This window comes from Streptomyces sp. NPDC052109 (assembly GCF_040680195.1).
Classification (GTDB): Bacteria; Actinomycetota; Actinomycetes; order Streptomycetales; family Streptomycetaceae; genus Streptomyces.
This window is the reverse complement of record NZ_JBFAWF010000036.1, coordinates 44,038-65,994: the sequence shown is the minus strand read 5'-3', so window position 1 is coordinate 65,994 and position 21,957 is coordinate 44,038. Positions and strand designations below refer to the sequence as shown.

The following is a 21,957-nucleotide window of genomic DNA, read 5'->3' as shown; positions in this document are numbered from 1 at the left end:
GTTGCTGATGCGACTCGGACGTGCTGGTGACGTCCATCTGGGCTCCGCCTTCCACATGGACGACCTGGTCGACGCCGAGGTACGCCCCGCCCGCCGCGGCGAGGCCGGCGAACTCTGCTTCGACCTGAGCCGGGATCAGCCCGGGCGGCTCACGAGGCGTCCGCGAGCAGCGGGTCGGCCAGCAGGCCCTCCGTCCCCTCGGCGATCTGGTCGGCCTGAGCGAGCGTCAGCCGCACGTCACCGCTGAACAGCCCGTCCGCCTCCCAGTCGTCCGGTCGCAGGCTGACGGCGTACGGGTTGACCGGCACCTCGGGGCCGGGGCGCTCGGCCAGGTTGCGGGTCGCCCGGTGGAAGATGCCCACGGCCATGGCCTCGGTCACCGCGACGTTGCGTGCGAGTGCCGCCCTCAGCTCCTCGTCGCTGTAGTCGTGGATCAGCGCCGTGGCGCTCTCACGGACCGCCTTCGCCGCGTGGTGGGCCTTGGCCGGACCCGTCGGCCGTACCCGCTCCAGCTGGTTCCAGTCCCGGAAGATCTGCTGCACCCGCTCGTTGAGCGCGTAGAGCTTCTCGATGTCGCCGCGCACGCTCCTGAGGAACTCGTAGTGGAACCGGTTCTGGACGAACAGCAGGACCACGCCGTAGTGGTTCAGCATCCGGTCCCAGCTCAGCTTCGGCACCATCACGGCGGGATTGCCGAAGGCCGGATAGTGGTCCTCCACCTTCGACAGCACGTAGGCGAAGGTCTTCAGGTGCAAGTCGTTGTAGAACTCGAGCCGTTCGGCGATGTCCTGGCCGGCGAGGTCCCGGGTGATCAGGTCCGTGGTGGCGGAGTTGCCGTAGCCGATCATGTCGGAGCCGGGGGAGTAGAAGGCGTCGGCGAAGGCGCCAGCCTCGCCGACCAGGCTCCACCGGTCCGGCGAGTAGACGCGCTCCACCCCGAAGGCGAAGTCCCGTACGGTGAGGAAGTCCGCCACGTCGTCCACGCGTCCGGCCACCGCCTCGGCCAGCTGCGGTTCGTGGCGGCGCAGCCAGTCGAGCGCGCTGTCGAAGTCGTTCATCTCCTCGTACGGGTGCAGGCGCGGATCGGCGCAGATGCCGATGCTGATGTGGTCCGAGCCCAGCGGGATCAGCCAGACCCAGTACCCGTCGCCCATGAGATGGTTCGTGCTGAACTGGCGTATGCCCGTCCGCCGCATCCGGGACAGCCAGGCCGGGTTGTCCGCTCCCCACTGCTCGAGGTCGATGCCGCCGGCCAGGCGGAACCAGGACGCGTTGATGGTGTGGGCGACCTCGCGGCCGATGCCGAGGTGGCGCTTGATGACACCGGCCCGGCCGGCGGCGTCCACCAGCCATCGGGTCCGCAGACCGCGCTCCTCGCCGTCCTGGGCGAAGGCGACGAGGTGCTCGGACTCCGGCCGCAGCTCCACGCCCCGCACATCGCAGCCCTGCCGCAGGTCGACCCCCAGGGCGAGCGCCACCCGGGTCAGCTCGTTCTCGAAACGGCCGCGGTCGATCTGGTAGTTGACGTGCACCGGGAAGTCCAGCGACCCCAGCTCGATCCGCTGCGTCAGGTCGCTGTTGTCACCCGACGGCTGGAAGAACCGCAGCCCGTTCTTCTGCAGATGGAACTTCTCCAGGTGCTCCTTCATGCCGATGACCTCGGCGAAGTAGTGCGCGCCGGTGGGGACGGTCGACTCGCCGACCTTGAACGCCGCCTCCGGCGCCAGTCCCTTCCGCTTGTCGAGCACGACGATGTCCGTCTCCGGGCGCGCGTTCTTGAGCTGGATCGCGAGCGTGAGGCCGGCGAGCCCGCCTCCCAGGATCACGACGTCGCGGTTGCGCTGGTCTGGCATGAGTCCTCCCGCTGATGGGCACGTGGGCAGAAAAGCTGTGGTCGGGGCGGCCCGGCGCCGCTCGACTCACCGTGGAAGGGGCCGCGTTCGCGGTCCCGGGGGGTTCAGTCGGCCCGGCCGGCTTCGGTGAGCCGCAGTGAGACGTCGTCGCGCGGCCACGTCCAGCCGGTCTCCGGCGGGCGGTAACGGATGACCAGGCCCGCCGCCGCCGTGGTCACCAGCGCCATGAGAACCATGACCGTGTACATGCGCTCGTCGAGGACGCCCATGCTGACGCCCACGTTGATCACGATCAGCTCGGTGAGCCCGCGCATGTTCATCAGCACCCCGAGCGTGCCGGCGTCGCGCCAGTCCAGGCCGCTGAGCCGGCCCGGAACGCTCGCTCCGAGGAGCTTGCCCGCACAGGCGACCGCGGTGACCGCGGCGAACTCGGCCAAATCGGCTGCGCCGAGCGAGCGGACGTTCACCGAGAGCCCGACCTGGATGAAGAACACCGGGAGCAGCAGCAGGCTGACCTGCTCCATCGGCACCCGCACCTGCCGGGTGAGCGGTTCCACGGGCTCGCGCGGCATGACACAGCCGAAGACGAAGGCGCCGAAGACGGCGTGGATCCCCATCCATGAGGTGGCGGCGGCCGACAGGAACACCCCCGCACCGATCGGGGCCAGAAGGGTCAGGCGTCCGCTCTCCTGGCCCCACCGCCTGACGAGCCCGCGCAGCGCCGGGCGCACGACCAGCCCCATGGCGAGGGCGTACAGGAGCAGTTGAGCGGCCATCTTCAGCAGTCCGCCCGGCCCCGTCACCTGTACGATCGCCACCACCACGGCCAGCAGCAACCAGGACAGGGCGTCACAGGCGGCCGCACTGGCCAGGGCCAGCTCACCGACCCGTGTGCTGCTCATCCTGGTGTCGACCAGGAAACGGGCCAGTACCGGGAAGGCCGTGATGGAGATCGCCGTCCCGAGGTACAGGACGAAGGCGAGCCGCCCCACGTGGTGGCCGCCGACGTGGTCGTGCCGCGCGTACAGGGCGAGCGCCAGGGCCGCTCCGCCCAGGAACGGCACGACCATGGAGGACAGGGACACCGACGCGATCGTCGTCCGCAGCCGCCCGCGGAGCATGTCGCGGTTGAACTCCCAGCCGATCAGGAACATGAACAGCAGGATCCCGAGCTGCGAGACCACGGACAGGAACGGACGTGCGCTCATCGGGAACAGACGGGTGCTCAGGTGCCCCGGCAGCAGCCCCAGCAGGCTGGGACCGAGGGCGACACCCGCCAGCAGCTCGGCCACCACCGGCGGTTGCCGCACCCATTTGGCGATCTTCATCAGCAGTGAGCCGACGAGAAGGATCACCGCGATGTCTGCGAGGACGACCGTCGTCGTCGACTCCAGCTGATGAGCGCTCACACGTTCCCCCTGTGTCGTCAGTGGAGGCTCTCGCCGGCGAACCTGCCGGCCAGCGCCAGGGTCGCCCGCCCGTTACCGCCGAGTGCGGCACGCAGATGGCTGCGCGCCTGCGCGAGCGTGGAGCGCGGGCCCAGCACGTCGCGGGCGGCCTCGGGGTCGATCGCCACCGTGTGCGTGGCCGTCACCTCGACACCGCGGTCGACGGGGGTGAAGGTCCAGCGTCCGCTGTGGCCGAGCAGCATGCGGGGCGGCAGGAGCTGCTTGTAGGCGATCAGCGAGGGCGCGGTGCACACCCGTATCGATCGGGTGGTGTGCGCCGTACCGTCCGCGGTGACGGTGTCCATCTCCATGTGCTGGATCCCCGCCGCGTCCTCGGACAGCTCCACCCGGGCCACATGGGGCAGCCGCTGCGGCCACAGGTCGCTCCGGCGGACGAACGCGTAGACGTCGTCGAGCGCCCCGTCCACCACGACGGCGTCGGAGAAGGTGTCGATCACCTGGTCCACGGGGTGGCCCAGCTCGGTGATCCGGCCCAGCGCCGCCAGTTCCTCCAGGCTGTTGCGGTCCACGGCGGCGCGGATGCCCGCCATGGCCTCCTCGTCGGCCACCGAGAACGTGTGGTCCAGACGCACCTCGGTCCTGCCGTCCGGCAGCTGCTGGAACGACCACGCTCCGGCCATGGCGGTGATCGGCGGATGGGTGCGTTCCTGGCGGAAGGTGATCCGCCGGGCGACCGGATCCAGTTCCCGCCGGGACACCCAGGTGTGCACCTCCCCGCCGACCACCGCCCACAGCTGGAACCGCTCGTCGCGCTCGGTCCGGTGGAAGTGCCGGACGTGCAGGGACGGTCCGAAGACCACCGGCCACAAGGCCACATCGGCGACGACGCGGTAGATGTCGTGCGCCGGCGCCGCCACCAGCCGCGTGTGGGTCATCGAGATCTGCATGACTAGGCCGCGATCCGGTCGTTGACGAGCTTCAGCAGCTCGGCCGGGGTTGCGACCTCGGTGATCAGATCGTCCGGGATGACCACGCCGTGGTCCAGCTTGAGCCGGGTCGCCGTCTCGATGAGGGCCAGCGAGTCGTATCCGAGGTCGTCGAAGGCGAGGTCCGCGAAGTCCTCGTGCGGCGCGTCCGCGTCCTCGCCGCCCGCGCAGGCGATCAGGATGCCGCGCAGCTCCTCGATGCTCATGCTCCTGTTCATGGTCAACTCCCGTCATGAGAACTGCGGATGACAACGGCCGCGTTGAACCCCCAGCGGCCTCGGGCGAGTACGAGCGCGGTGCCGACCCGCGCTTCACGGGGTGCGCCGAGGACGACGTCGACGCCGTACTCGGCGGGTATCCTGCCGGTGCCGAAGGTCGGCGGTATCACCTGGTCCTGGATGCTCATCAGGGCGGACACGACGTCCAGCACTCCGCCGCCGGAGAACAGCCGGCCGGTGAGTGCCTTGGGCGCCGTCACCGGGACACCTCGCACCCCGAAGACGGCGCGCAGGGCCTCGGCCTCGGTCCGGTCCAGCTCGGGCACGCCCGCCGCGTCGGCGAAGACCACGTCGACCTCGCCGGGGGTGATCCGGGCGTCGGACAGGGCGAGTTCGGCGGCGCGACGCAGCCCGGACGGCCGCCCCGAGTCCGGGGCGGGGTCGAACGTGGCGGCGTACCCGGCGAGTTCGCCGTACACGCGGGCCCCCCGGGCGTCCGCCGCGCGGGCGTCCTCCAGGATGCAGATGGCGCCCCCCTCACCGGGGACGTAACCGCTCGCCCGGGTGTCGAAGGGCCGGTAGGCGGTGTCCGGGTCGGGGTCGGCGCTGACCCGCCCGCTGGACAGGTGGGAGACCCAGCCCCAGGGGTCGAAGGCGGAGTCGACACCGCCGCTCACCATGAGCGGCACACCCGCGCGGATGTTCCGCCGCGCCTGGCCGAGCGCGTCCAGCCCGCCGGCCTGCTCGGCCACCAGCGCGCAGCTCGGGCCGCGCATCCCGTGCCGGATGGAGATCTGGCCGGTGTTCACCGCGTAGAACCAGGCGAAGGACTCGTAGGCGCTGACGTGCTGCGAGCCCTGGGACCACAGCTTGCGGAACTCCCGGTGGGTGAACTCGAATCCGCCGGAGGCGTTGGCCGTGACGACGCCCATGTCGTAGTCGGTCATCGCGGCGGTGTCCAGGTCCGCGTCCTCGATGGCACTCTGGGCGGCGACCAGGGCGAGCCGGGTCGACACATCGGTCTGCGGCAGGAGCCTGCTGGGCAGGTGCTCCGCCGGGTCGATGTCGCGCACCAGGGCGGCCAGCCGGGCGGGTTGCCCGGAGGTGTCGAACCGGTCCAGCTCGCCGATGCCGCTGCGGCCCGTCAGCGTCGCCGCCCAGAACTCCTTGACGCCCACTCCGTTGGGTGCCACCACACCCAGACCGGTGATCACGCTCATGCGGCCACCTGCTTGGGCCGGGTGAGGACCATCGCGCTCTGGAAGCCCCCGAATCCGCTGCCGACGGTCAGCACGGTGTCGGTGTGATGTTCCCGCGCCACCACCGGCACGTAGTCCAGATCGCATTCGGGGTCCTTGACCTGGTGGTTGGCCGTCGGCGGCACCACCTGGCGTTCGATGGCCAGCAGGGACGCGGCGATCTCCACCGACCCGATGGCGCCCAGGGAGTGCCCGACCATCGACTTGATCGAGCTCACCGGTGTCCGGTAGGCGTGCTCACCCAGGCTCCGCTTGAACGCGGCGGTCTCGTGCCGGTCGTTCTGCTTGGTGCCCGATCCGTGCGCGTTGACGTAGTCCACGTCCGAGGGGGCCAGTCTGGCCTGGTCGAGCGCCGCGCGGATCGCCTCGGTCATCTCCCGGCCGTCGGGCTTGAGCCCGGTCATGTGGTACGCGTTGCAGCGGGTGGCGTAGCCGCCCACCTCGGCGTAGACGGGAGCGCCCCGGCGCCGGGCGGCCGTCAGCTCCTCCAGGACGAACATGGCCGCGCCCTCGGCGAGCACGAAGCCGTTGCGGGTGCCGTCGAAGGGCCGCGAGGCGTGCTCCGGATCGTCGTTGTACGTCGTGGTCGCCTTGATGGCGTCGAAGCTGGCCACCACGATCGGGGTGATCGGGGTGTCCGCGGCGCCCGCGACCATCACGTCGGCGCTGCCCTCCCGGATCAGCGCGACGGCGTGCCCGACGGAGTCGAGCCCGGAGGTGCAGCCGTTCGACACCATGGCGACCGGCCCCTCCGCGCCGACCGCCCAGGCGATCTCGGCGGGCATGATGCTGGGGATCATGTAGTCGAACATGTGCGGGGACAGGTGCTCCGGCGACATCACCCACTGCCTGCCGGAGTCCGACAGCACCAGGTACTCCCGCTCGAGGCTGGTCGCCGCGGCCACCGCGCTGCCCAGGCTCACCCCGACCCGGTGCGGTGCCACCGCCCCGAGGTCGATTCCGCTGTCGGCCACCGCCTCGCGGGCGCAGACCACCGCGAACTGGGTCGCCCGGTCCATCCGCCGGGTCTCGCGCGGGCTCAGGCCCTCCGCCGCGGCATCGAAGTCCACCTCCGCCGCGACCTGCGACCGGTACGGCGCGGGGTCGAAGAAGGAGATCCGGCGGGTCGCCGTACGTCCCTCGGACAGCAGCTTCCAGAAGGAGTCCTTGCCCAGCCCGCCTGGCGCCCGGACGCCCATTCCGGTGATGACCACCCGGCGGTTCACGAAGCACCACCGGCCATGTCGATGCCGTTCATCTGCGTGACTTTCTTCTCGGTAGGTGTGGGGTCGGCGCGGCGCCACTGCAGGACGAGGGAGCGCGGCGCGCCACCGAGCCGTTCGCGCAGGGTCAGCCGGCCGTTCTCCAGCCGGGCCTCCCGGACCTGCTCGGTGTTGACGACGCGGGGATGCGAGCTGACCAGGACCTCGTGGACCACCCGGTCGCCCGCCACCCGCCAGCGCCCCGAGTAGCCCATGTATCCGGCCCGCGTCCCCGAGCCGTCGGCGGCCGGGCGGCCGGTGCGCATCAGCGCGGCCGACATGTACCCGCGGCCGTCGTAGATCAGCAGCCCCTCGGCGTGCTCGCCGCACGGGCCGGGGCGGGTGGAGCCGTCCTCGGCGAGATAGAAGTGGGCGACCAGGCGCCAGGAACCGACCAGGCTTTCCCCGGAAATGCCTTCCGACGCCGTGCCGTGGACCGCTGGTCCTTCTTCTGAAATGCCTTCTTCCGGCAACAATGCGTGTCCCTCGGATGACTAGGCCGGCCGGAGCTGATCGGCCACCCAGTCGGCCGCGTCGATGCTCCACAGGTTGACCAGATTGGGGCAGATATGGGCCTCGTTCTCGTGCACCACGAGCCGGTGCTTTCCGCCCCACGCCCGGTCCAGCTCCTTCAGGGCCGTCACCGGGAAAATGTCGTCCCTGTCGCCGTGGACGCTCAGCACCGGGGCGCCGGCGGGCACGGTCAGGTCTATCTCCAGCGCGTCGAAACGCGCTTGCATGTCCACCGGTTCGCCACAGGCGAAGACGAAACGGAAGTCGTCCTTCAAGCGGCGGGGAAGTCCCTCGAAAGGCGCGATGCGCGGACCGCCCGAGAGGTTCACCAGGCAGGTGAAGAGCGATCCCAGCTGCTGGGCCATGCGCAGCGTGAAGTACCCGCCGAAACTGATTCCGAAAAAGGCCAGTCGGTCGTCGGCGATCCGGGGGTCCCGGCGCAGCACTGCCACCAGTTCCGCGACGACCGACTCCATCTGGACGAGCAGCGGGACCTGGCCGACGTGAATGCCCTGGCCGGGGCCGTCGAACAGCAGGGCCGCGATGCCGCGTTCGAGATAGGACTCGGCGAGCGCCAGCACCTCCACCTCGGTCATCGAGTCCAGACCGTTGGACATGATGACGCAGGGAACCGGTTGTGGTCCCGTGTGCGGCGACGGGGGCAGGAAGAGCCAGTACGGCACCCGGCACGGGGTCTCCCCGGCGCCGGTACCGACGGACAACTCGCCTTGCACCACGGGGAGTTCACTTTCCTCCAAGCTGCGCAGAAAGTGCTCGCGCACCTGGGAGCGCAGCTTGAGTTTGCGCTGCCGGTCGCCGAAGTCCATGAACTCGGCCCAGTGGTAGCACACGGCCGCACCGCGTTCCGCCCGGATGCGTCCGGCGGTGGTGGAGGAGTTTCGGGCCAGTTCGCCGTACCGGTCGCCGTGGGCGGTCCAGCGGTTCTGCCACTCCGCCCAGAAACGCGGCGATCCCACGTCGCTGCTGTCCTCGGGGAAATCCCGCAGTACTGTTGCGATGTCCCCCCAGTGTGTCTGCGGCGCGTACCGCGAGTTGAGGAACATCAGGCGCGGAAGATAGTAGATGCACTCCGACATCAGCGAGCCCGAGGTGCGGGCCGGCGCCGGCGCTGTGCGCGGCATAGCGGAAGCCACCCTTCGTGAAGGCGAGGATCTCAGTAGTTGCCGAGCCCGCCGCAGACGTTGAGCGCCTGAGCGGTGACGGCGGCCGCACCGGGGCCGATCAGGTACTCGACCATGGCCGCCACCTCGCGCGGTTCCACATAGCGGCCGATCGGCACACGTGCCGTGATACGGGCGTGGACCTCGGTCTCGTCGACCCCCCAGATCCCGGCGTAGTGCTCGCGCACCTGCTCGGCCATCGGTGTCTCGACGAAACCGGGGCAGACCGCGTTCACGGTGATCCCGGTCTTGGCGAGTTCGAGCCCCAGCGCCTTGGTGAAGCCGACCACTCCGTGCTTGGAGGCGGAGTACGGGGCGGCGTGGACGACGCCCTGCTTGCCGCCGGTCGAGGCGATGTTGATGATCCGGCCGCGGCCGAGGCCGAGCATGCCGCCGGTGGTGAGGGCTTCCTTGGTCATCCTGAAGACGCTGGTGAGGTTGGTGTCGACGACCTCGCACCACAGCTCGTCGGAGATCTCCGCGGTCGGTCCGCCGCCCGGGCGGCCGGCGTTGTTCACCAGGATGTCGAGGGGGCCGAAACGGTCGACGGCCCGCCGTACCAGTTCATGGATCTGCTCCGCGGACCGCACGTCGCAGCCGTGTCCGTCGACGGTGTGTCCCTGCTGCTGCATTTCCTTCACCGTCGCCGCCACGTCGTCGTGGTTGCGTGAACAGAGAAAAACCGCGATATCGCGCCCGGCCAGCATCCTGGCGATTTCCAAGCCGATTCCGCGGGTGGCACCAGTGACAAGGGCAACCGGCTGTGAGTGTTCGGCCGTGGTCATGCGCATCCCCCTGCTGTTGTCGTGGTCGCCGCTTTTGCCGTTGTCGTCGTCGTGATCGGCCGGCGAACGAGGAGATTTGTCATCGACGCGATCAACGTAACCAGGACACCTAGAAGCTCCCTCAAGGCGCACTGAGCGGCCGGCCGCTCAAGTCCGCGCCGCGGCGCGGCGCTCGACCGAAGTTCGAGGAGCGTGCCGGAAACTTGCGCGCTGTCGCCAGAAACCTGGGAGAGTGCCATGACCACAGTTCCCGCCCGGCTCGATCTGGGCACCACTTATCCACGTGTTCAGCAGTTCTACGCGGCGCAGATGCAGCTGCTGGACGGGCGCGACATCTCCGGCTATGCCGGCACCTTCACGGAGGACGCAGAATTCGCGCACACCCCCGGACGTCCGCCCGCCCGCACCCGGGAGGGCATCGTCGCGGACCTGACCGACTTTCACCGGCGGTTCGAGGACGACCCGATGCAGCGGCGGCACCACGTCAACATGATCGATCTGCGCCCGGCGGAGGACGGCGCCCTGCACTCGACCGCCTACTGCCTGGTCGTCAAGGTCCGTCCGCGGCAGGAGCCCGTCTTCGTCAGCTGTGTCATGCACGACGTTCTCGTGGAGACCGACGGGGTCTTTCTGACCCGCTCGCGCCACGTCAGCTACGACTGACCCGCTACGGCCGTCCCGGCACGAAAACGCCGTGGGGGCGTTCCACCGGTTCGGCCCGGTGGAACGCCCCCACGGCTTTCGTGGCGCGTGGTTCAGGACAGGACGGCCGGCTTGAGCACCTCCTCGCACCACTGGCGGAACGTGGTGGGGGTGGTGGCCTCCGGGGTGCGAGGCTCGACGCGGTAGATGTCGCGCTGCTCGACCTCGGTCGCCATGTCGACCAGGCCCTGGGCCCAGGCGGGGCTGATCCCGTTCTGCGTCAGCGAGGCCAGGTACCCCTCGCTGGGGACCTGCTGGAAGCGGATCGGCCGGTCCAGCACCTCGGACATGATCCGCGCCATGTCGTTGGGCGACAGGTCCTCCGGGCCGAGCACCGGGACCCCGGCCTGGCCGGTCCAGGAGTCGTCGAGCAGCAGCCGGGCCGCGACGGTGGCGATGTCGCGCGTGGCGCAGGTCGGGAGCTTGTGGTCGGGGGAGATGGTCATGAAGAACATGCCCCGGTGCTTGATGGCTCCCGCCTGCAGCAGCATGTTCTCCATGAAGCCGGGCATCCGCAGGGCGCGGTAGGCGACGCCGGTGCTCTCGATCAGCTCGTCCATGGCCAGCGCCGCCGACACCTGGCCGGCGTTCTTGGCCACGCCGCGGCCCAGGGTCGAGATGCCGACGACGCGCTTGACGCCCTGGGTCTTGATCGCGTCACAGGCCGGCCGGGTGAAGTCCAGGATGTAGCCGTCGACGCTCTCGGCCCGCACGTTCGGCGGCACGAGCCAGAACACGGTGTCGGCCCCGGCGAACGCCTCGGTCACCACGGCGGGGTCGGAATGCGTGCCCTGCACGACCTCCACACGCTCGCGCACATGCGGCGGGAGCTTGCCGGGATCGCGGGCGATCACACGGATGGGCCGGTCGCCCTCGAGTGCTTTCTCCAGGACCTGACGGCCGATCTGGCCGGTGGGGGCGGTGATGACGAGCATGAGGACCTCCAGGCGGGCCGAACAATAACAGGAAGCGGAACTCCACTTCCGTCTTGTGGGCTCGACGATAGTGAATTAAGGTTCCGGTTGTCAATCGACCCCGACGCGATTGCCGAGCGATGTCTGAAACCGAACGACCGCTGCGCGCGGACGCCCGTCGCAACCGTGCGCGGATCATGGCCTCCGCGCGGGAGCTCTTCGCCCAACGCGGTCGCGAGGCCCAGATGGAGGAGATCGCCGCCCACTGCGGTCTGGGCATGGGCACCCTCTACCGCCACTTCCCGAGCAAGCAGGCGCTGCTCACGGCGATGGTCCGCGAGCGCTACGAGGGGATGGCCGACCTGGCCCGCGCCGCCGAGCAGGTGTCCGACCCCGGTGAGGCCTTCGAGACGGTCCTGCGCAGTTACCTCGAGGCAGCCGACGGCGACGCCAGCTTCCAGCTGGCGCTCATGGGCGCGGGCGACATCCAGTGGGAGGGCCTGGAGCAGCAGAAGGCCGAGTTCGGTGAGATCGTCACCCGCATCATCGACCGAGCCGTGGCCGCGGGGGCCGTCCGCGGCGACCTCACCTACGCCGACTTCCCGCTGCTCACGCGCGGCGTGATGTCCACCATGTACTTCCGCCCCGCGGGCAGCGCAGGCTGGCGCCGCCACCTCGAGCTGGCGCTCGACGGGATCAGGGGCGACGCCAGGGCGAAGCCCGCCGGCTGAGTCCGGCGGGCGGCGGGTCAGCGGATGTTGTGGTTGATGCGGAACCGGTTCGCCGGGTCGTAGGCGTGCTTGAGGCTCAGCAGCCGGTTCCAGTCGCCGTCGGTGTACGCGCTGCGCACCGCCTCGACGGAGGTGTCCACCGTGCCGAGGAAGGTCGGGACCGTGCGGCCGGTGAGCACCGGGGCCAGGTTGGTCAGGATCGTCTGCTGCGCCTGCTCGATCGAGCCGGCCGCCTCCGGCTGGGGCACCGTGTTGCTCAGGAACACCAGGTACTGCGCGTCCCGGTTCCCGATCGCGCTCGGCGCCGCCGGAGGCCGCGAGAACGCGCCGCCCATGTGCCGGATCTCCGCCACGCCCGACGGAAGGGTGGTGCCGAAGCCCACCGCGCCCAGCACCACCTCGACACCGGCGGCGTCCAGAGTGCCGATGAGACCGCTCTCCACGAGGTTCGCGGTCGGCTTGGTCGGGACGTTGAAGATGGTGTCCATCTGGGCGATCGGGACGTCGGTGACCGAGTCCGAGACCGGGTTGAGGGCGCGCAGCGGGGCGATCTCCGCGGCGCCGTCGGTCGCCGAGCCGACGTAGACGACCTCGATCCGCAGCACCTGGCTGGTGGGCGTGCGGATGAACGAGGCCACCGAGGTGATCCGGTCCGAGGCGGTCTTCGTCCACTCGACGTACGCCCGGTACGCCTGAGCGGACGCCGCCGCGGGGAACACCAGGCCGCCGCCGTAGACCGTCGCGGCCGGCAGCAGATCGATCTCGAAGGACGTGACAGCGCCGAAGTTGCTGCCCCCGCCGCGCACCGCCCAGAACAGGTCGGACTCCCGCTGCGGGGTGAGGCACCGCAGCCGCCCGTCCGGCGTGACCAGCTCGATGCCGCGCACCCGGTCGGAGGCGAACCCGTAGGTCCGCCCGACGACCGGCACCCCGCCGCCCGTCACATAGCCGGTGGCCCCGACGTCCGAGGTGGAACCGACCGGCGGGAGCAGGCCCGCCGGGGCGGCGACGGCGAGTACGTCGCTCCACCGCGCACCGCCGGATATCCGCGCGGTCCGCGCGGCCGTGTCGATGCTGACCCCGTTCATCTCGCGCATGTTGATCAGCAGGGCGCCGTCGGCGGCGACACAGATGCCGTGTCCGGTCGCCTGTACCGCGATCGGCCAGCCGATGCCGCCGCCGATGCGCACCGCCGTCGCCACGTCCTGCGGCGTCTGCGCGAGCACGATGGCGTTCGGGCTCTGCTGGAACAGGGTGTTGAATCCGGCGCGTTCGGCGTCGTAGTCCGGATCGCCCGGGAACAGCACCTTCCCGCCGAGCGCGGTGCGCAGGTCGTCGGCGGTGAGGCGGCCGCGCGCCGCGGTCGCGACGCCCGCGCCCGGACCGGCACCCACCGCGAGCGCCGCCACGCCCATGCCGACGGCCTTGAGAGCCGTTCGTCTGCTCACCTGTTCGCTCACTGCACGTCCCTCCCCACGTCACACGGTTCCCGCTCGGGAACGGCCGCAACTCTGGCAGAGGCGGCTCAAGGATCAGTCGATTCCGGCACCGCCGCGCACCGCGTCCGGGCCGAAGAGCGCGACCAGTTCGCGCTTGAGGACCTTTCCGCTCGCGCCGACCGGGAACGCCTCGAGGAACTCGACCCGGCGCGGATACTTGTACGCGGCCAGCCGTTGCTTGGCCCAGGCGGAGATCTCCGCGCCGAGGGCCGGCCCGGCCGCCGTCCCGGGGACCGTACGGACCACCGCGCACACCTCCTCCCCGTACCGCGGGTCGGGCACGCCGATCACCGCCGCCTGGGCCACCGCCGGGTGACGCAGCAGCACTTCCTCGACCTCACGCGGATAGACGTTGTACCCGCCGCGCAACACCATGTCCTTCTTGCGGTCGACGATGGTGAGGTAGCCGTCCTCGTCCTTGACGCCGAGGTCGCCGGAGCGGAACCAGCCGTCCACCACGGACGCGGCGGTCGCCTCCGGGCGCCCGAGGTAACCCGCCATCACATTGTGTCCGCGGACGACGACCTCGCCGACCTCGCCCGCCGGCAGGAGCTCGACGCGCTCGTCCAGGTCCGCCCGCGCGATCTCCGCCTGCACGCCCCACACCGGGAAACCCACCGTCCCCGGCCGGCGGGGCAGCCCCGGCTGGTTGTACGCGATCACCGGTGAGGTCTCGGTCATGCCGTACCCCTCGTAGATCGGGCAGCCGAACTCCCGCTCGAAGTCCTCGAGGACCCTGACCGGGAGCGCGGAACCGCCCGAGTAGGCCCGCTGCAGGCCGGCGCCGGCCGGACCGCCGGTCTCCAGCAGGGCGAGGTACATCGTCGGTACGCCCATGAACACCGTGCATCGGTGCTCCGCCATCAGGCCGACGGCCCGGGCCGCGTCGAACGCGGGCATCAGCACCAGGGTCGCGCCGGCCCGGAAGCACACGCCCATGCCGCAGATCTGGCCGAACGTGTGCGACAACGGCAGAGCCCCGAGCAGCACGTCGTCCGGTCCGAAGGCGAACGGGGAGACCATGCTGACCGTGACGTTCAGGACCAGCCCCAGATGGGTCAGCATCGCCCCCTTCGGCCGGCCCGTGGTGCCCGAGGTGTAGAGCACCACGGCGATGTCGTCGGGCGCCCGCGGTTGCCAGTGCGCGACCGGCACCGCCCGCCGGGCGCGGGCGCCGAGGCGCTGCACCGCCAGCAGCGGGACACCCGCGCGTGCGGCCGCCTCGACGCCGTCGCCCGGCAGCGTGTCGTCGCAGACCAGGAGCCGGGCCCCGGAGTCCCGCAGCACGTACTCGATCTCGTCCGCCTTCAGCAGCGTGTGCACCGGCACCACGGTGGCGCCCAGCGCCAGCGCGCCGTAGTACGCCATGGGGAAGTGCGGTGAGTTGGGCAGCAGCAGCGCCACCGTGTCACCGCACCCGATCCCGTCCTCGGCCAGCACGGCCGCGAACCGCCGTGCTTCCAGCCATAGTTGACTGTACGTCAGCACATCCGGACCACAGACGAGCGCGGGATGGCCGGGACGACGTGCCGCCGACTCGGCGAGCACGGCCGCCAGGGAGATCACGGCTTCCCGGGAACGGCGGTGGGCAGCCCGAGTTCCTGCCAGATGCCGTCCAGCGCGCCGGCGAACTTCTCGATGTCCTGCGTCGTGTGGGTGGCCGACGGCGCGACCCGCAGGATCTCCTCGCCCTCCCGCACGCTCGGCGCGTTGATCGGCTGGACGTAGATCCCGTGCCGCTCCATCAGCAGCGCGGAGGCCCTGCGGCACCGCTGGTCGTCCCCGACGAAGACGGCCACGATGTGCGAGTCCGCCGAGATGAACGGGATGCCGCGCTCGGTGAGCAGCCGGTGCAACAGCTCAGCGTTCTCGGCGAGCCGGGCCCGCTCGTACTCCGAGGAGCGCAGGTGCTGGACGGCGGCCAGCGCACCGGCCGCGGTCGACGGCGGCAGCGACGTGGTGAAGATGAACGAACGGGAGAAGCCGCGCACCGCGTCGACCAGGACGGCCGGGCCGGCGATGTACCCGCCCGCGGTGCCGAACCCCTTCGCCATCGTGCCCATGACGACGGTGAACTCGCCGTCCAGGCCCTCCCGCGCCGCGATGCCCGCGCCCTGCGGCCCGTACATGCCGACCGCGTGGACCTCGTCGACATAGGTGGTGGCCCGGTACCGGGCGGCCAGTGCGGCCACCTCGGCGAGCGGGGCCACGTCACCGGACATCGAGTACACCGACTCGAGGACGATCAGCTTCGGCCGGTCCGGGTCCGCGGCGGCGAGCAGCTCCGCCAGGTGGCCGGTGTCGTTGTGCCGGAAGATCTTCTTCTCCGCGCGGCTGTGCCGTAGACCGTCGATGATCGAGGCGTGGTTGAGCTCGTCGGAGAAGACGAGGGTGCCCGGCGCCCGGCCGGCCAGCACCGACAGCGCACCGTCGTTGGCGGTGTAGCCGGACGGGAAGACGACCGCGGCCTCCTTGCCGTGCAGCGCCGCGAGTTCCCGCTCCAGCAGCACGTGGTAGTGGTTCGTCCCGCCGATGTTGCGGGAACCGCCCGAACCGGCGCCGAAGGCGTCCACCGCGTCCTTGACCGCCTCCAGCACGACGGGGTGCTGCCCCATGCCGAGGTAGTCGTTGCTGCACCAGACGCTGATCTCCCGCTCGCCGGCGCCGCCGCCCAGCCGGGCGATGGCGCTCGGGAACAGCCCGGCCCGCCGGCCTATCTCCAGGAACTCCCTCCTGCGGTCGGCGAATCCGGCCATCTCACGGGTGAAGTGCTCGAGGTGTGCGTTCATGTTCGTGGGTCACCTTCCAGACGCGGTGCCGACCAGCGCGCCGGTCTCCCGGCGCAGCCGTGCCTTGTCCGGCTTGCCGGACGCACTGAGCGGCATCGCGTCGAGCAGCAGGACTTCTTCGGGTGCGTGCAGGGCGGACAGGGCCGTCCTGACCTGATCGCGGACTTCGGCGGGCGTGACGCGGGCGCCCTCGCGGAGCACGATCGCCGCGTGGATGTGCTCGATCCGGGAGCCGTCCCTGATGCCGTAGACCGCCGCCTGGGCCACCTGGGGCATCCGGAGGATCTCCCGTTCGACGACGGCCGGGTACACCTTGATGCCCTCGGTCTTGATGACGTCGGCGATCCGGTCGAGCAGATGCAGCCGCCCCTGCTCGTCCAGGTGGCCGAGGTCTCCGGTGCGGTACCAGCCGCCGCGCAGCGCCTGGGACGTGCGCGCCGGGTCTCCCCAGTAACCGTCCATCAGGTGCGGCGAGTTCACGCACACCTCGCCGGTCTCGCCCACGGCCACCTCCTCGTCGGTGCCGGGGACGCAGATCCTGATCCGGACCCCCGGGAACGGCCGGCCCACGGTGCCCGTCAGCTCGGGGTCCAGGTGGTCGCGCGGGCCGAGGAAGGTGATCCGGCCGCTCTCGCTGGCCCCGTACCCCTGGACCAGCACCGGCCCGAACGCCTCGGCCGCCTCGGCGATCCGGGTGGGCGAGGCGGGACAGCCGCCGTAGATCAGCTGGCGGAGCGAGGACAGGTCGGCCTTGGTGACGCGGTACTGGTCGACCAACTCGTACACCTGCGGAGTGGCCAGGTACATGCGGGTGATGCGGTGTTCCGCGACCGCCCGCAGCGCCTCCTCGGCGCGCATCTCCTCGTGCAGGACCACGCAGCCCCCGGAGGCGAGGACCGCGTCGGCCATCGGGCCGACGGTGTGGCTGAGCGGGGTCGTGACCAGGATCCTGACCTGTTCGTCCGCCGTGGCGGAGGCCGACGCCGCCTCGACGCGGCTCGTCCAGGCGCGTGCGGACAGCAGGATCCCCTTGGGCCGTCCGGTGCTGCCACTGGTCAGGCCGATGACGGCGGCCGCCTCGGGGGACCAGCGGGCGGCGGGCCCGGGGTCGCCCGGGACGGGCAGGTCCGCGGTCCGGATCACCGTCACGCGGCCGCGTGACCGCTCGGCGAGGATCCTCGCCCGGTCCTCGTTCTCGGGGTCGGTGAGCAGGGCGGCGGCGCCGGTGTCGAGCAGGATCCGCAGCTGCTCGTCCGTGGAGAGCACCGGGACGGTCGAACCGGCGTTGGTGGAGCGCAGGTAGCAGACGGCGGCGCCGACCAGGTGGGCCGCGTACCGCGCCGACAGCATGTCGGGGCTGTTCGGCGCCACCAGGACGCCCAGCACGCTGCCCGGGCCGGTCTTCGCGTCCCGAAGGGCCTGTGCCGTCCCGGTGACCGAGCCGGCCAGTTCGCCGGCCCCGATCGCCCGGCCGCGCCAGTGCACGGCGGTGCGGTCGGGGTCCGCGGCCAGGAGCGACATGATCCGGGCGGCGTAACCGTCGTGCTCCGACCACCAGGGGTCAGAAACGGCCATCTTCTCCTTCTTTCGGCTGGGAGATTCGGTGCGATGCGGACGGGGCCTCACGCGCTGGAGCTGAGCGCGAGCGGGAGTTCCGCCAGCCCCCGGATCGTGTTGTTCAGATGCCAGCGCGGCGGGCTGCTCGTCCGGATCACCGCGGCGTGCCGGGTGAGCGCCCGGAGCATGACGTCCGCCTCCAGATAGGCGACGATCCGCCCGACGCAGGCGTGAATGCCGGCCCCGAACCCGAGATGCCCCCCCGACTTGCGGGTGATGTCGAACTGGTCGGGGCGGTCCCAGCGGCGCGGATCCCGGTTGGCGGCGCCGAACAGCAGCAGGATCTTCTCCCCGGCGGGCAGTTCCACCCCGTCCAGCACCGTGTCCTTCGCGACGACCCGGAAGAACATCCGGGTCGGCGACTCCAGGCGTACGGCCTCGTCGAACGCGGGCCGGATCAGATCCGGTCGGGCGCGCAGCGCGGCGTACTGCTCCGGGTGCGTGGCGAGCAGCCACAGCAACGAACCCAGCCCGCGCACCGTGGTGTCGATGCCCGCGGCCAGCAACGACCTTACGAGCACGGCCCCTTCGTCGAGGCTGTACCCCTCGCGCTCGGCGAGACGGTGGATCTGCGCGCCCCATCCGTCCGGGCTGAGCCGGTCGGGGTAGCAGTGCCGCACCACCCAGGGCAGGGTCGCGTCACCGCCCGGTACGGACTTGTGGAACAGCTCGTTGGGCGGCCCGAACGCGTTGAACGCGAAGTCCGCGAAGGGCAGCAGGTTCTCCGCGCGCCCCTCCCTGGGCAGTCCGACCGCGTCGGCGAACAGCCGCAACGGCAGCTCCTGTGCGAGCCGGCCGATGCCGTCGAACTCGCCGGTGTCGACCAGCTGTTCCACCATGGACTCGGCCCGCGCGGTCCAGGACTCCGTCTTCGCCCGTATCGCGCCGGGGGAGAGCACCGAACCGACCACGCGCCGGGCCCTGGTGTGGTCGGGCTGGTCCTGTTCCAGCAGCAGACTGGGGGTGCGCCAGCCCGTCCCCTTGTCGGCGCCGGCCATCCCGGCGTCCGCGTGCGAGGGGCCGGGCTGCCGGCGCAGGTCCGCGAGCCCGACGCCCGCGGCGGAACTGAACGTCTCGTGGTCGAGCACGGCGGCGCGCACCGCGCTGAAGCGCGCCGACGCCCACACACCGTGGCGCTCCAGCCACACCACCGGCCCGGCCTCGCGCAGCCGGTCGTACGCCGGATACGGATCGGTCAGGACGTCGAGCGAGAAGGGATCGATGTCACTGACCGGCACAGTCTGGTTCATCGTCGACCTCAGCCAACCTCTCGTGAACGGCGGGGCACTCGGTCCGCGCCTACTGCAGCTGCCAGCCCTCGACCGCCTTGGCCAGGCCGGAGACGAGGACGATGAAGTCCTCCCGGGCCTTGCGCTGCTCCTCGGGGTCGATCAGGTCGCGCGCTTTCTCGAAGTACTCCTCGACCTCCTTGTTCTGGTCGTAGAAGAACCGCACGAAGTCGATCACCACGTCGAGTACCGCGTGGTACTCCTTCTCGTAGCGCTTCAGCAGCTCGGGCTCGGACTCCGGCTTGTCGAGGATCCGGTGCGCGGCGTGCGCCGCCAGCGAGCCGCCCTTGAGGGCCAGCATCACCCCGGTGGAGAACAGCGGGTCGATGAACGCGGCGGCGTCGCCGACCTGCAGGAAGCCTGGGCCGCTCATCCGCTCGCAGGTGTACGACCAGTCCTTGGCCGTGCGCACCTGGGCCACCTCGACGGCGCCGGAGAGCAGACGCCGGATCTGCTCGGTCTCGCCGATCTGCCGGTACAGCATGTCCGCGGGCGACAGATCGGAGGTGGCGAACTTCTCGCTGGGGGCGACGTACCCGACGCTGCAGGTGTTGTCGCTGAACGGAATCATCCACAGCCAGCCCGGCGGGCAGGCCTCGACCACGATGTTGCCGGCGTCCTCCCCGGCGAGGCGGCTGCCGCCCTGGTAGTACGTCCAGACGGCCAGGTTCTTCAGGTCCGGGTGCCAGTCGACGCTGTCGAAGCGCCTGCCCATGAACTTGGCCTGGCCGGAGGCGTCGACGACCAGCGGGGCGTGCACCTCGACCACCTCGTCGGAGTGGGCCGGGCTGTACCGCACGCCGGTGCACCGGTCGCCCTCGAAGATCGCCTCGCGGACGTACGCCTCCTCGATGACCGTGGTGCCGAGCCGCCGGGAGTGGGTCAGCAGCATGTTGTCGAACTCCGCCCGCTTGACCTCGTAGGCGTAGGGGCGCGGGGCGGACTTGTCGACCGGGGCGTTCGTCGCGATCTCGTCGAAGCGGATGGTCCAGGGGTCGGGGCTCGGCCCCCAGATCAGCGTCACACCGTTCTTGCGCTGGGCGCCCAGCTCCTCCAGGGCCTTGGCCGCGCCGAGTTCCCTGATGACCGGCATGACTCCGGGAATGAGCGACTCCCCGATGTGGTAGCGGGGGAACTTCTCCTTCTCCAGCAGGAGCACCCGGCGCCCCCACATGGACAGCAGTCCCGAGGCCGCGGCACCGCTGGGGCCTCCGCCCACGACGATGACGTCGTACTGACTCCGCATTGGTCGTCCTCCTCTTGGCTTCGGTGGCTCGTGCGTCATCGCGTGGTCCGGGACCACAGGTCCGCGGTGAACGCGTGGTAGCGCCCCGACTGCAGCACCACCATCAGCTCCAGCAGCTTCGCCTTGTCCCCGGTGACCGCGAACTGCCCGGTGACGAAGGCCGTGGCGGCGTGCAGATCCCCCGACTGGAAGTCGGCGAGGTCCCGGTAGGCGGCCGTGATGGCGAGGTCGCTGTCCGCGAGCCGGCCGCGGCCGGCCCCCGTGACGACGCCCTTGTCGATCAGTACGTAGTAGTCCACCGCGCCCTGCGGGGTGCCGGTCGCGTGGAACTGCAGCCGGACGTTCACGTGCGGGAGCGCCTGCTGGTCTCCCGGCGTCAGCTTCTCCAGCTCGTCCAGGTACGCCTTGGACAGGAAGCGGACCTCGGTGTCGGTGGTCACCGTCCCTCCCCGGGGGTGGAGCCCATCCGGATGCGCAGGGCCTCGAGCCCGGGCAGGGTCACCCGTGGCTGCGGGCGCGGCGGTTCGGCGATCTCCAGGTACGGGAACCGCCGGAGCAGCGTGGTGAAGACCGCCTCGGCCTGCAGGCGGGCGAGCCGCCAGCCGGGGCAGCCGTGGATGCCGGCGCCGAAGGAGATCGACATGCCCTCGTCGCGGGTCACGTCGAACACGTCGGGGTTCGTGAAGCGCGCCGGGTCCCGGTTGGCCGCGGCGATCAGCATCATCATCCGCGAGCCCTCCGGGACCTCCACGCCGCGGATCTCCAGCGGCTCACTGACCGTCCGGGGGAGCATGTGGACGGGCGGATCGAAGCGCAGCACCTCTTCGATCGCGCCCTTCAGCAGGCCGGGGTCGGCACGCACCAGGTCCGCCTGGTCGGGGTGGTCGATGAACAGCCGGATGCCGTTGTTCAGGAAGTGCGTGGCGGTCTCGGAACCGGCCGCGATCAGCATGTGGCAGATCCCGGCGAGCTCCATGTCGTCCAGCGGATCCTCGTCCTCGGCGGCGATGAGCGCCGAGAGCAGGTCGTCGCCCGGCCGGCGTCGCTTGTGCCGCACGAGCGCACCGAAGTAGTCGTCGAGGAACGCCGCGCCCTCGTCGGCCACCCGCAGTTCCAGGGCGGTCATGCCCAGTTCGAAGGTCCGCTGGAAGTTGCGGATCGGCTCCCGCAGCAGCGGCGCCTCCTCCTGCGGGACGCCGACGAGCCCGGCGACGACGCTGATGGGAAGCAGGTAGCAGAAGTCGTTGCAGATGTCGCCGCCACCGGCCTCGGCGAAGGGCTCCAGGAGTTCGTCGACCTTCCGGGCGATGAACTCCTGGTGCGCCATCACCCGCTTGGCGGTGAAGGCCTGGTTGATGATCCGGCGCAGCCTGGTGTGCTCGGGCGGATCGGCCCACAGCATGCTGGTGGCCAGCTTGCGCAGCGCCGCGTGCTGCTCCCACTCGCCGTTGAACCGGCCGGACAGGAAGGTGTACACGTCCTTGCCGACCCGCTTGTCGCGCAACGCCTCGAAGACGTCGTCGTAGCGGCTGAGCACCCAGATCCCGAGGGGGCTGCGGTGCACGGGCACGGCCTCCCGCAGGCGGTGGTAGCGCGTGTACGGGTCGGTCCTGCCCTCGGGCGAGAAGAGGATCTCCGCCAGGGCCGTGTTGGCGGCGTGCTCGGCGCCACCGCGGGGCGGCGCCATCGTCGGGGTGCTCACGT

General features: G+C 70.8%; 20 protein-coding genes. 2 read left to right on the top strand and 18 right to left on the bottom strand.

Features of this window, described 5'->3' with window-relative positions:
- Window positions 1–149 precede the first annotated feature (149 nt).
- From AB0L59_RS40025 to AB0L59_RS39985, 9 genes are all read right to left on the bottom strand, one after another.
- Window positions 150–1,853 (bottom strand): tryptophan 7-halogenase, encoded by a 1,704-nt coding sequence (locus AB0L59_RS40025; protein WP_365592510.1) that lies wholly within the window; start codon window positions 1,851–1,853, stop codon window positions 150–152.
- Window positions 1,854–1,957: 104 nt separating this feature from the next.
- Entirely contained in the window at window positions 1,958–3,262 is a 1,305-nt protein-coding gene (locus AB0L59_RS40020; protein ID WP_365592508.1) for a cation:proton antiporter, read from the bottom strand.
- A gap of 17 nt (window positions 3,263–3,279) precedes the next feature.
- Window positions 3,280–4,197, bottom strand: a complete 918-nt coding sequence (locus AB0L59_RS40015) for an aromatase/cyclase (protein WP_365592505.1) — start codon at window positions 4,195–4,197, stop codon at window positions 3,280–3,282.
- A gap of 14 nt (window positions 4,198–4,211) precedes the next feature.
- The gene (locus tag AB0L59_RS40010; RefSeq protein WP_365592502.1) at window positions 4,212–4,466 is read right to left on the bottom strand and encodes an acyl carrier protein; all 255 of its coding nucleotides are present in this window, start codon (window positions 4,464–4,466) and stop codon (window positions 4,212–4,214) included.
- Between the two features lie 2 nt (window positions 4,467–4,468).
- On the bottom strand, window positions 4,469–5,686 hold the full coding sequence (locus AB0L59_RS40005; protein ID WP_365592499.1) for a ketosynthase chain-length factor: 1,218 nt from the start codon (window positions 5,684–5,686) through the stop codon (window positions 4,469–4,471).
- Window positions 5,683–6,951 (bottom strand): beta-ketoacyl-[acyl-carrier-protein] synthase family protein, encoded by a 1,269-nt coding sequence (locus tag AB0L59_RS40000; protein WP_365592496.1) that lies wholly within the window; start codon window positions 6,949–6,951, stop codon window positions 5,683–5,685. The genes AB0L59_RS40005 and AB0L59_RS40000 overlap by 4 nt, the downstream gene beginning before the upstream one ends.
- Entirely contained in the window at window positions 6,948–7,460 is a 513-nt protein-coding gene (locus AB0L59_RS39995) for a lipocalin-like domain-containing protein (protein WP_365592493.1), read from the bottom strand. Before AB0L59_RS39995 ends, AB0L59_RS40000 begins: the two co-directional genes overlap by 4 nt.
- Before the next feature lie 21 nt (window positions 7,461–7,481).
- Entirely contained in the window at window positions 7,482–8,642 is a 1,161-nt protein-coding gene (locus AB0L59_RS39990; protein ID WP_365592491.1) for an alpha/beta hydrolase, read from the bottom strand.
- 32 nt (window positions 8,643–8,674) lie between these two features.
- A complete protein-coding gene (locus AB0L59_RS39985; protein WP_365592488.1) occupies window positions 8,675–9,466 on the bottom strand; it encodes an SDR family NAD(P)-dependent oxidoreductase in 792 nt (263 codons plus the stop codon).
- Between the two features lie 237 nt (window positions 9,467–9,703).
- Between AB0L59_RS39985 and AB0L59_RS39980 the strand changes: the two genes are divergently transcribed.
- Window positions 9,704–10,129 (top strand): nuclear transport factor 2 family protein, encoded by a 426-nt coding sequence (locus AB0L59_RS39980; protein WP_365592485.1) that lies wholly within the window; start codon window positions 9,704–9,706, stop codon window positions 10,127–10,129.
- A 92-nt stretch (window positions 10,130–10,221) separates the two neighbouring features.
- Here AB0L59_RS39980 and AB0L59_RS39975 read toward each other — a convergent pair whose 3' ends face one another.
- Entirely contained in the window at window positions 10,222–11,103 is an 882-nt protein-coding gene (locus AB0L59_RS39975) for an NAD(P)H-binding protein (RefSeq protein WP_365592482.1), read from the bottom strand.
- Between the two features lie 119 nt (window positions 11,104–11,222).
- Between AB0L59_RS39975 and AB0L59_RS39970 the strand changes: the two genes are divergently transcribed.
- Window positions 11,223–11,813: a helix-turn-helix domain-containing protein gene (locus AB0L59_RS39970; protein ID WP_365592479.1), complete on the top strand. Its 591-nt coding sequence runs from the start codon at window positions 11,223–11,225 to the stop codon at window positions 11,811–11,813.
- 17 nt (window positions 11,814–11,830) lie between these two features.
- Here the strand turns inward: AB0L59_RS39970 and AB0L59_RS39965 are convergent, their stop codons facing one another.
- From AB0L59_RS39965 to AB0L59_RS39930, 8 genes are all read right to left on the bottom strand, one after another.
- On the bottom strand, window positions 11,831–13,261 hold the full coding sequence (locus tag AB0L59_RS39965) for an FAD-binding oxidoreductase (protein WP_365592477.1): 1,431 nt from the start codon (window positions 13,259–13,261) through the stop codon (window positions 11,831–11,833).
- Between the two features lie 84 nt (window positions 13,262–13,345).
- The gene (locus tag AB0L59_RS39960; RefSeq protein WP_365592475.1) at window positions 13,346–14,878 is read right to left on the bottom strand and encodes a long-chain fatty acid--CoA ligase; all 1,533 of its coding nucleotides are present in this window, start codon (window positions 14,876–14,878) and stop codon (window positions 13,346–13,348) included.
- Window positions 14,875–16,101, bottom strand: coding sequence for a 5-aminolevulinate synthase (gene hemA / locus AB0L59_RS39955; RefSeq protein WP_365592473.1), 1,227 nt, complete (start codon window positions 16,099–16,101; stop codon window positions 14,875–14,877). The genes AB0L59_RS39960 and hemA overlap by 4 nt, the downstream gene beginning before the upstream one ends.
- A gap of 9 nt (window positions 16,102–16,110) precedes the next feature.
- Entirely contained in the window at window positions 16,111–17,676 is a 1,566-nt protein-coding gene (locus tag AB0L59_RS39950) for an AMP-binding protein (RefSeq protein ID WP_365592470.1), read from the bottom strand.
- A gap of 47 nt (window positions 17,677–17,723) precedes the next feature.
- A complete protein-coding gene (locus tag AB0L59_RS39945; RefSeq protein WP_365592468.1) occupies window positions 17,724–18,968 on the bottom strand; it encodes a cytochrome P450 in 1,245 nt (414 codons plus the stop codon).
- A 49-nt stretch (window positions 18,969–19,017) separates the two neighbouring features.
- The gene (locus tag AB0L59_RS39940; protein ID WP_365592466.1) at window positions 19,018–20,253 is read right to left on the bottom strand and encodes an NAD(P)/FAD-dependent oxidoreductase; all 1,236 of its coding nucleotides are present in this window, start codon (window positions 20,251–20,253) and stop codon (window positions 19,018–19,020) included.
- 35 nt (window positions 20,254–20,288) lie between these two features.
- Window positions 20,289–20,693: an SCP2 sterol-binding domain-containing protein gene (locus tag AB0L59_RS39935; protein WP_365592463.1), complete on the bottom strand. Its 405-nt coding sequence runs from the start codon at window positions 20,691–20,693 to the stop codon at window positions 20,289–20,291.
- A complete protein-coding gene (locus AB0L59_RS39930) occupies window positions 20,690–21,955 on the bottom strand; it encodes a cytochrome P450 (RefSeq protein ID WP_365592460.1) in 1,266 nt (421 codons plus the stop codon). Before AB0L59_RS39930 ends, AB0L59_RS39935 begins: the two co-directional genes overlap by 4 nt.
- Between the last annotated feature and the right edge of the window lie 2 nt (window positions 21,956–21,957).

Coding starts and splice junctions, on each gene's coding strand:
- AB0L59_RS40025 (WP_365592510.1), bottom strand. CDS start 1,853: ATGCCAGACCAGCGCAACCGCGACGTCGTGATCCTGGGAGGCGGGCTC.
- AB0L59_RS40015 (WP_365592505.1), bottom strand. CDS start 4,197: ATGACCCACACGCGGCTGGTGGCGGCGCCGGCGCACGACATCTACCGC.
- AB0L59_RS40010 (WP_365592502.1), bottom strand. CDS start 4,466: ATGAACAGGAGCATGAGCATCGAGGAGCTGCGCGGCATCCTGATCGCC.
- AB0L59_RS40005 (WP_365592499.1), bottom strand. CDS start 5,686: ATGAGCGTGATCACCGGTCTGGGTGTGGTGGCACCCAACGGAGTGGGC.
- AB0L59_RS39990 (WP_365592491.1), bottom strand. CDS start 8,642: ATGCCGCGCACAGCGCCGGCGCCGGCCCGCACCTCGGGCTCGCTGATG.
- AB0L59_RS39985 (WP_365592488.1), bottom strand. CDS start 9,466: ATGACCACGGCCGAACACTCACAGCCGGTTGCCCTTGTCACTGGTGCC.
- AB0L59_RS39980 (WP_365592485.1), top strand. CDS start 9,704: ATGACCACAGTTCCCGCCCGGCTCGATCTGGGCACCACTTATCCACGT.
- AB0L59_RS39975 (WP_365592482.1), bottom strand. CDS start 11,103: ATGCTCGTCATCACCGCCCCCACCGGCCAGATCGGCCGTCAGGTCCTG.
- AB0L59_RS39970 (WP_365592479.1), top strand. CDS start 11,223: ATGTCTGAAACCGAACGACCGCTGCGCGCGGACGCCCGTCGCAACCGT.
- hemA (WP_365592473.1), bottom strand. CDS start 16,101: ATGAACGCACACCTCGAGCACTTCACCCGTGAGATGGCCGGATTCGCC.
- AB0L59_RS39950 (WP_365592470.1), bottom strand. CDS start 17,676: ATGGCCGTTTCTGACCCCTGGTGGTCGGAGCACGACGGTTACGCCGCC.
- AB0L59_RS39945 (WP_365592468.1), bottom strand. CDS start 18,968: ATGAACCAGACTGTGCCGGTCAGTGACATCGATCCCTTCTCGCTCGAC.
- AB0L59_RS39940 (WP_365592466.1), bottom strand. CDS start 20,253: ATGCGGAGTCAGTACGACGTCATCGTCGTGGGCGGAGGCCCCAGCGGT.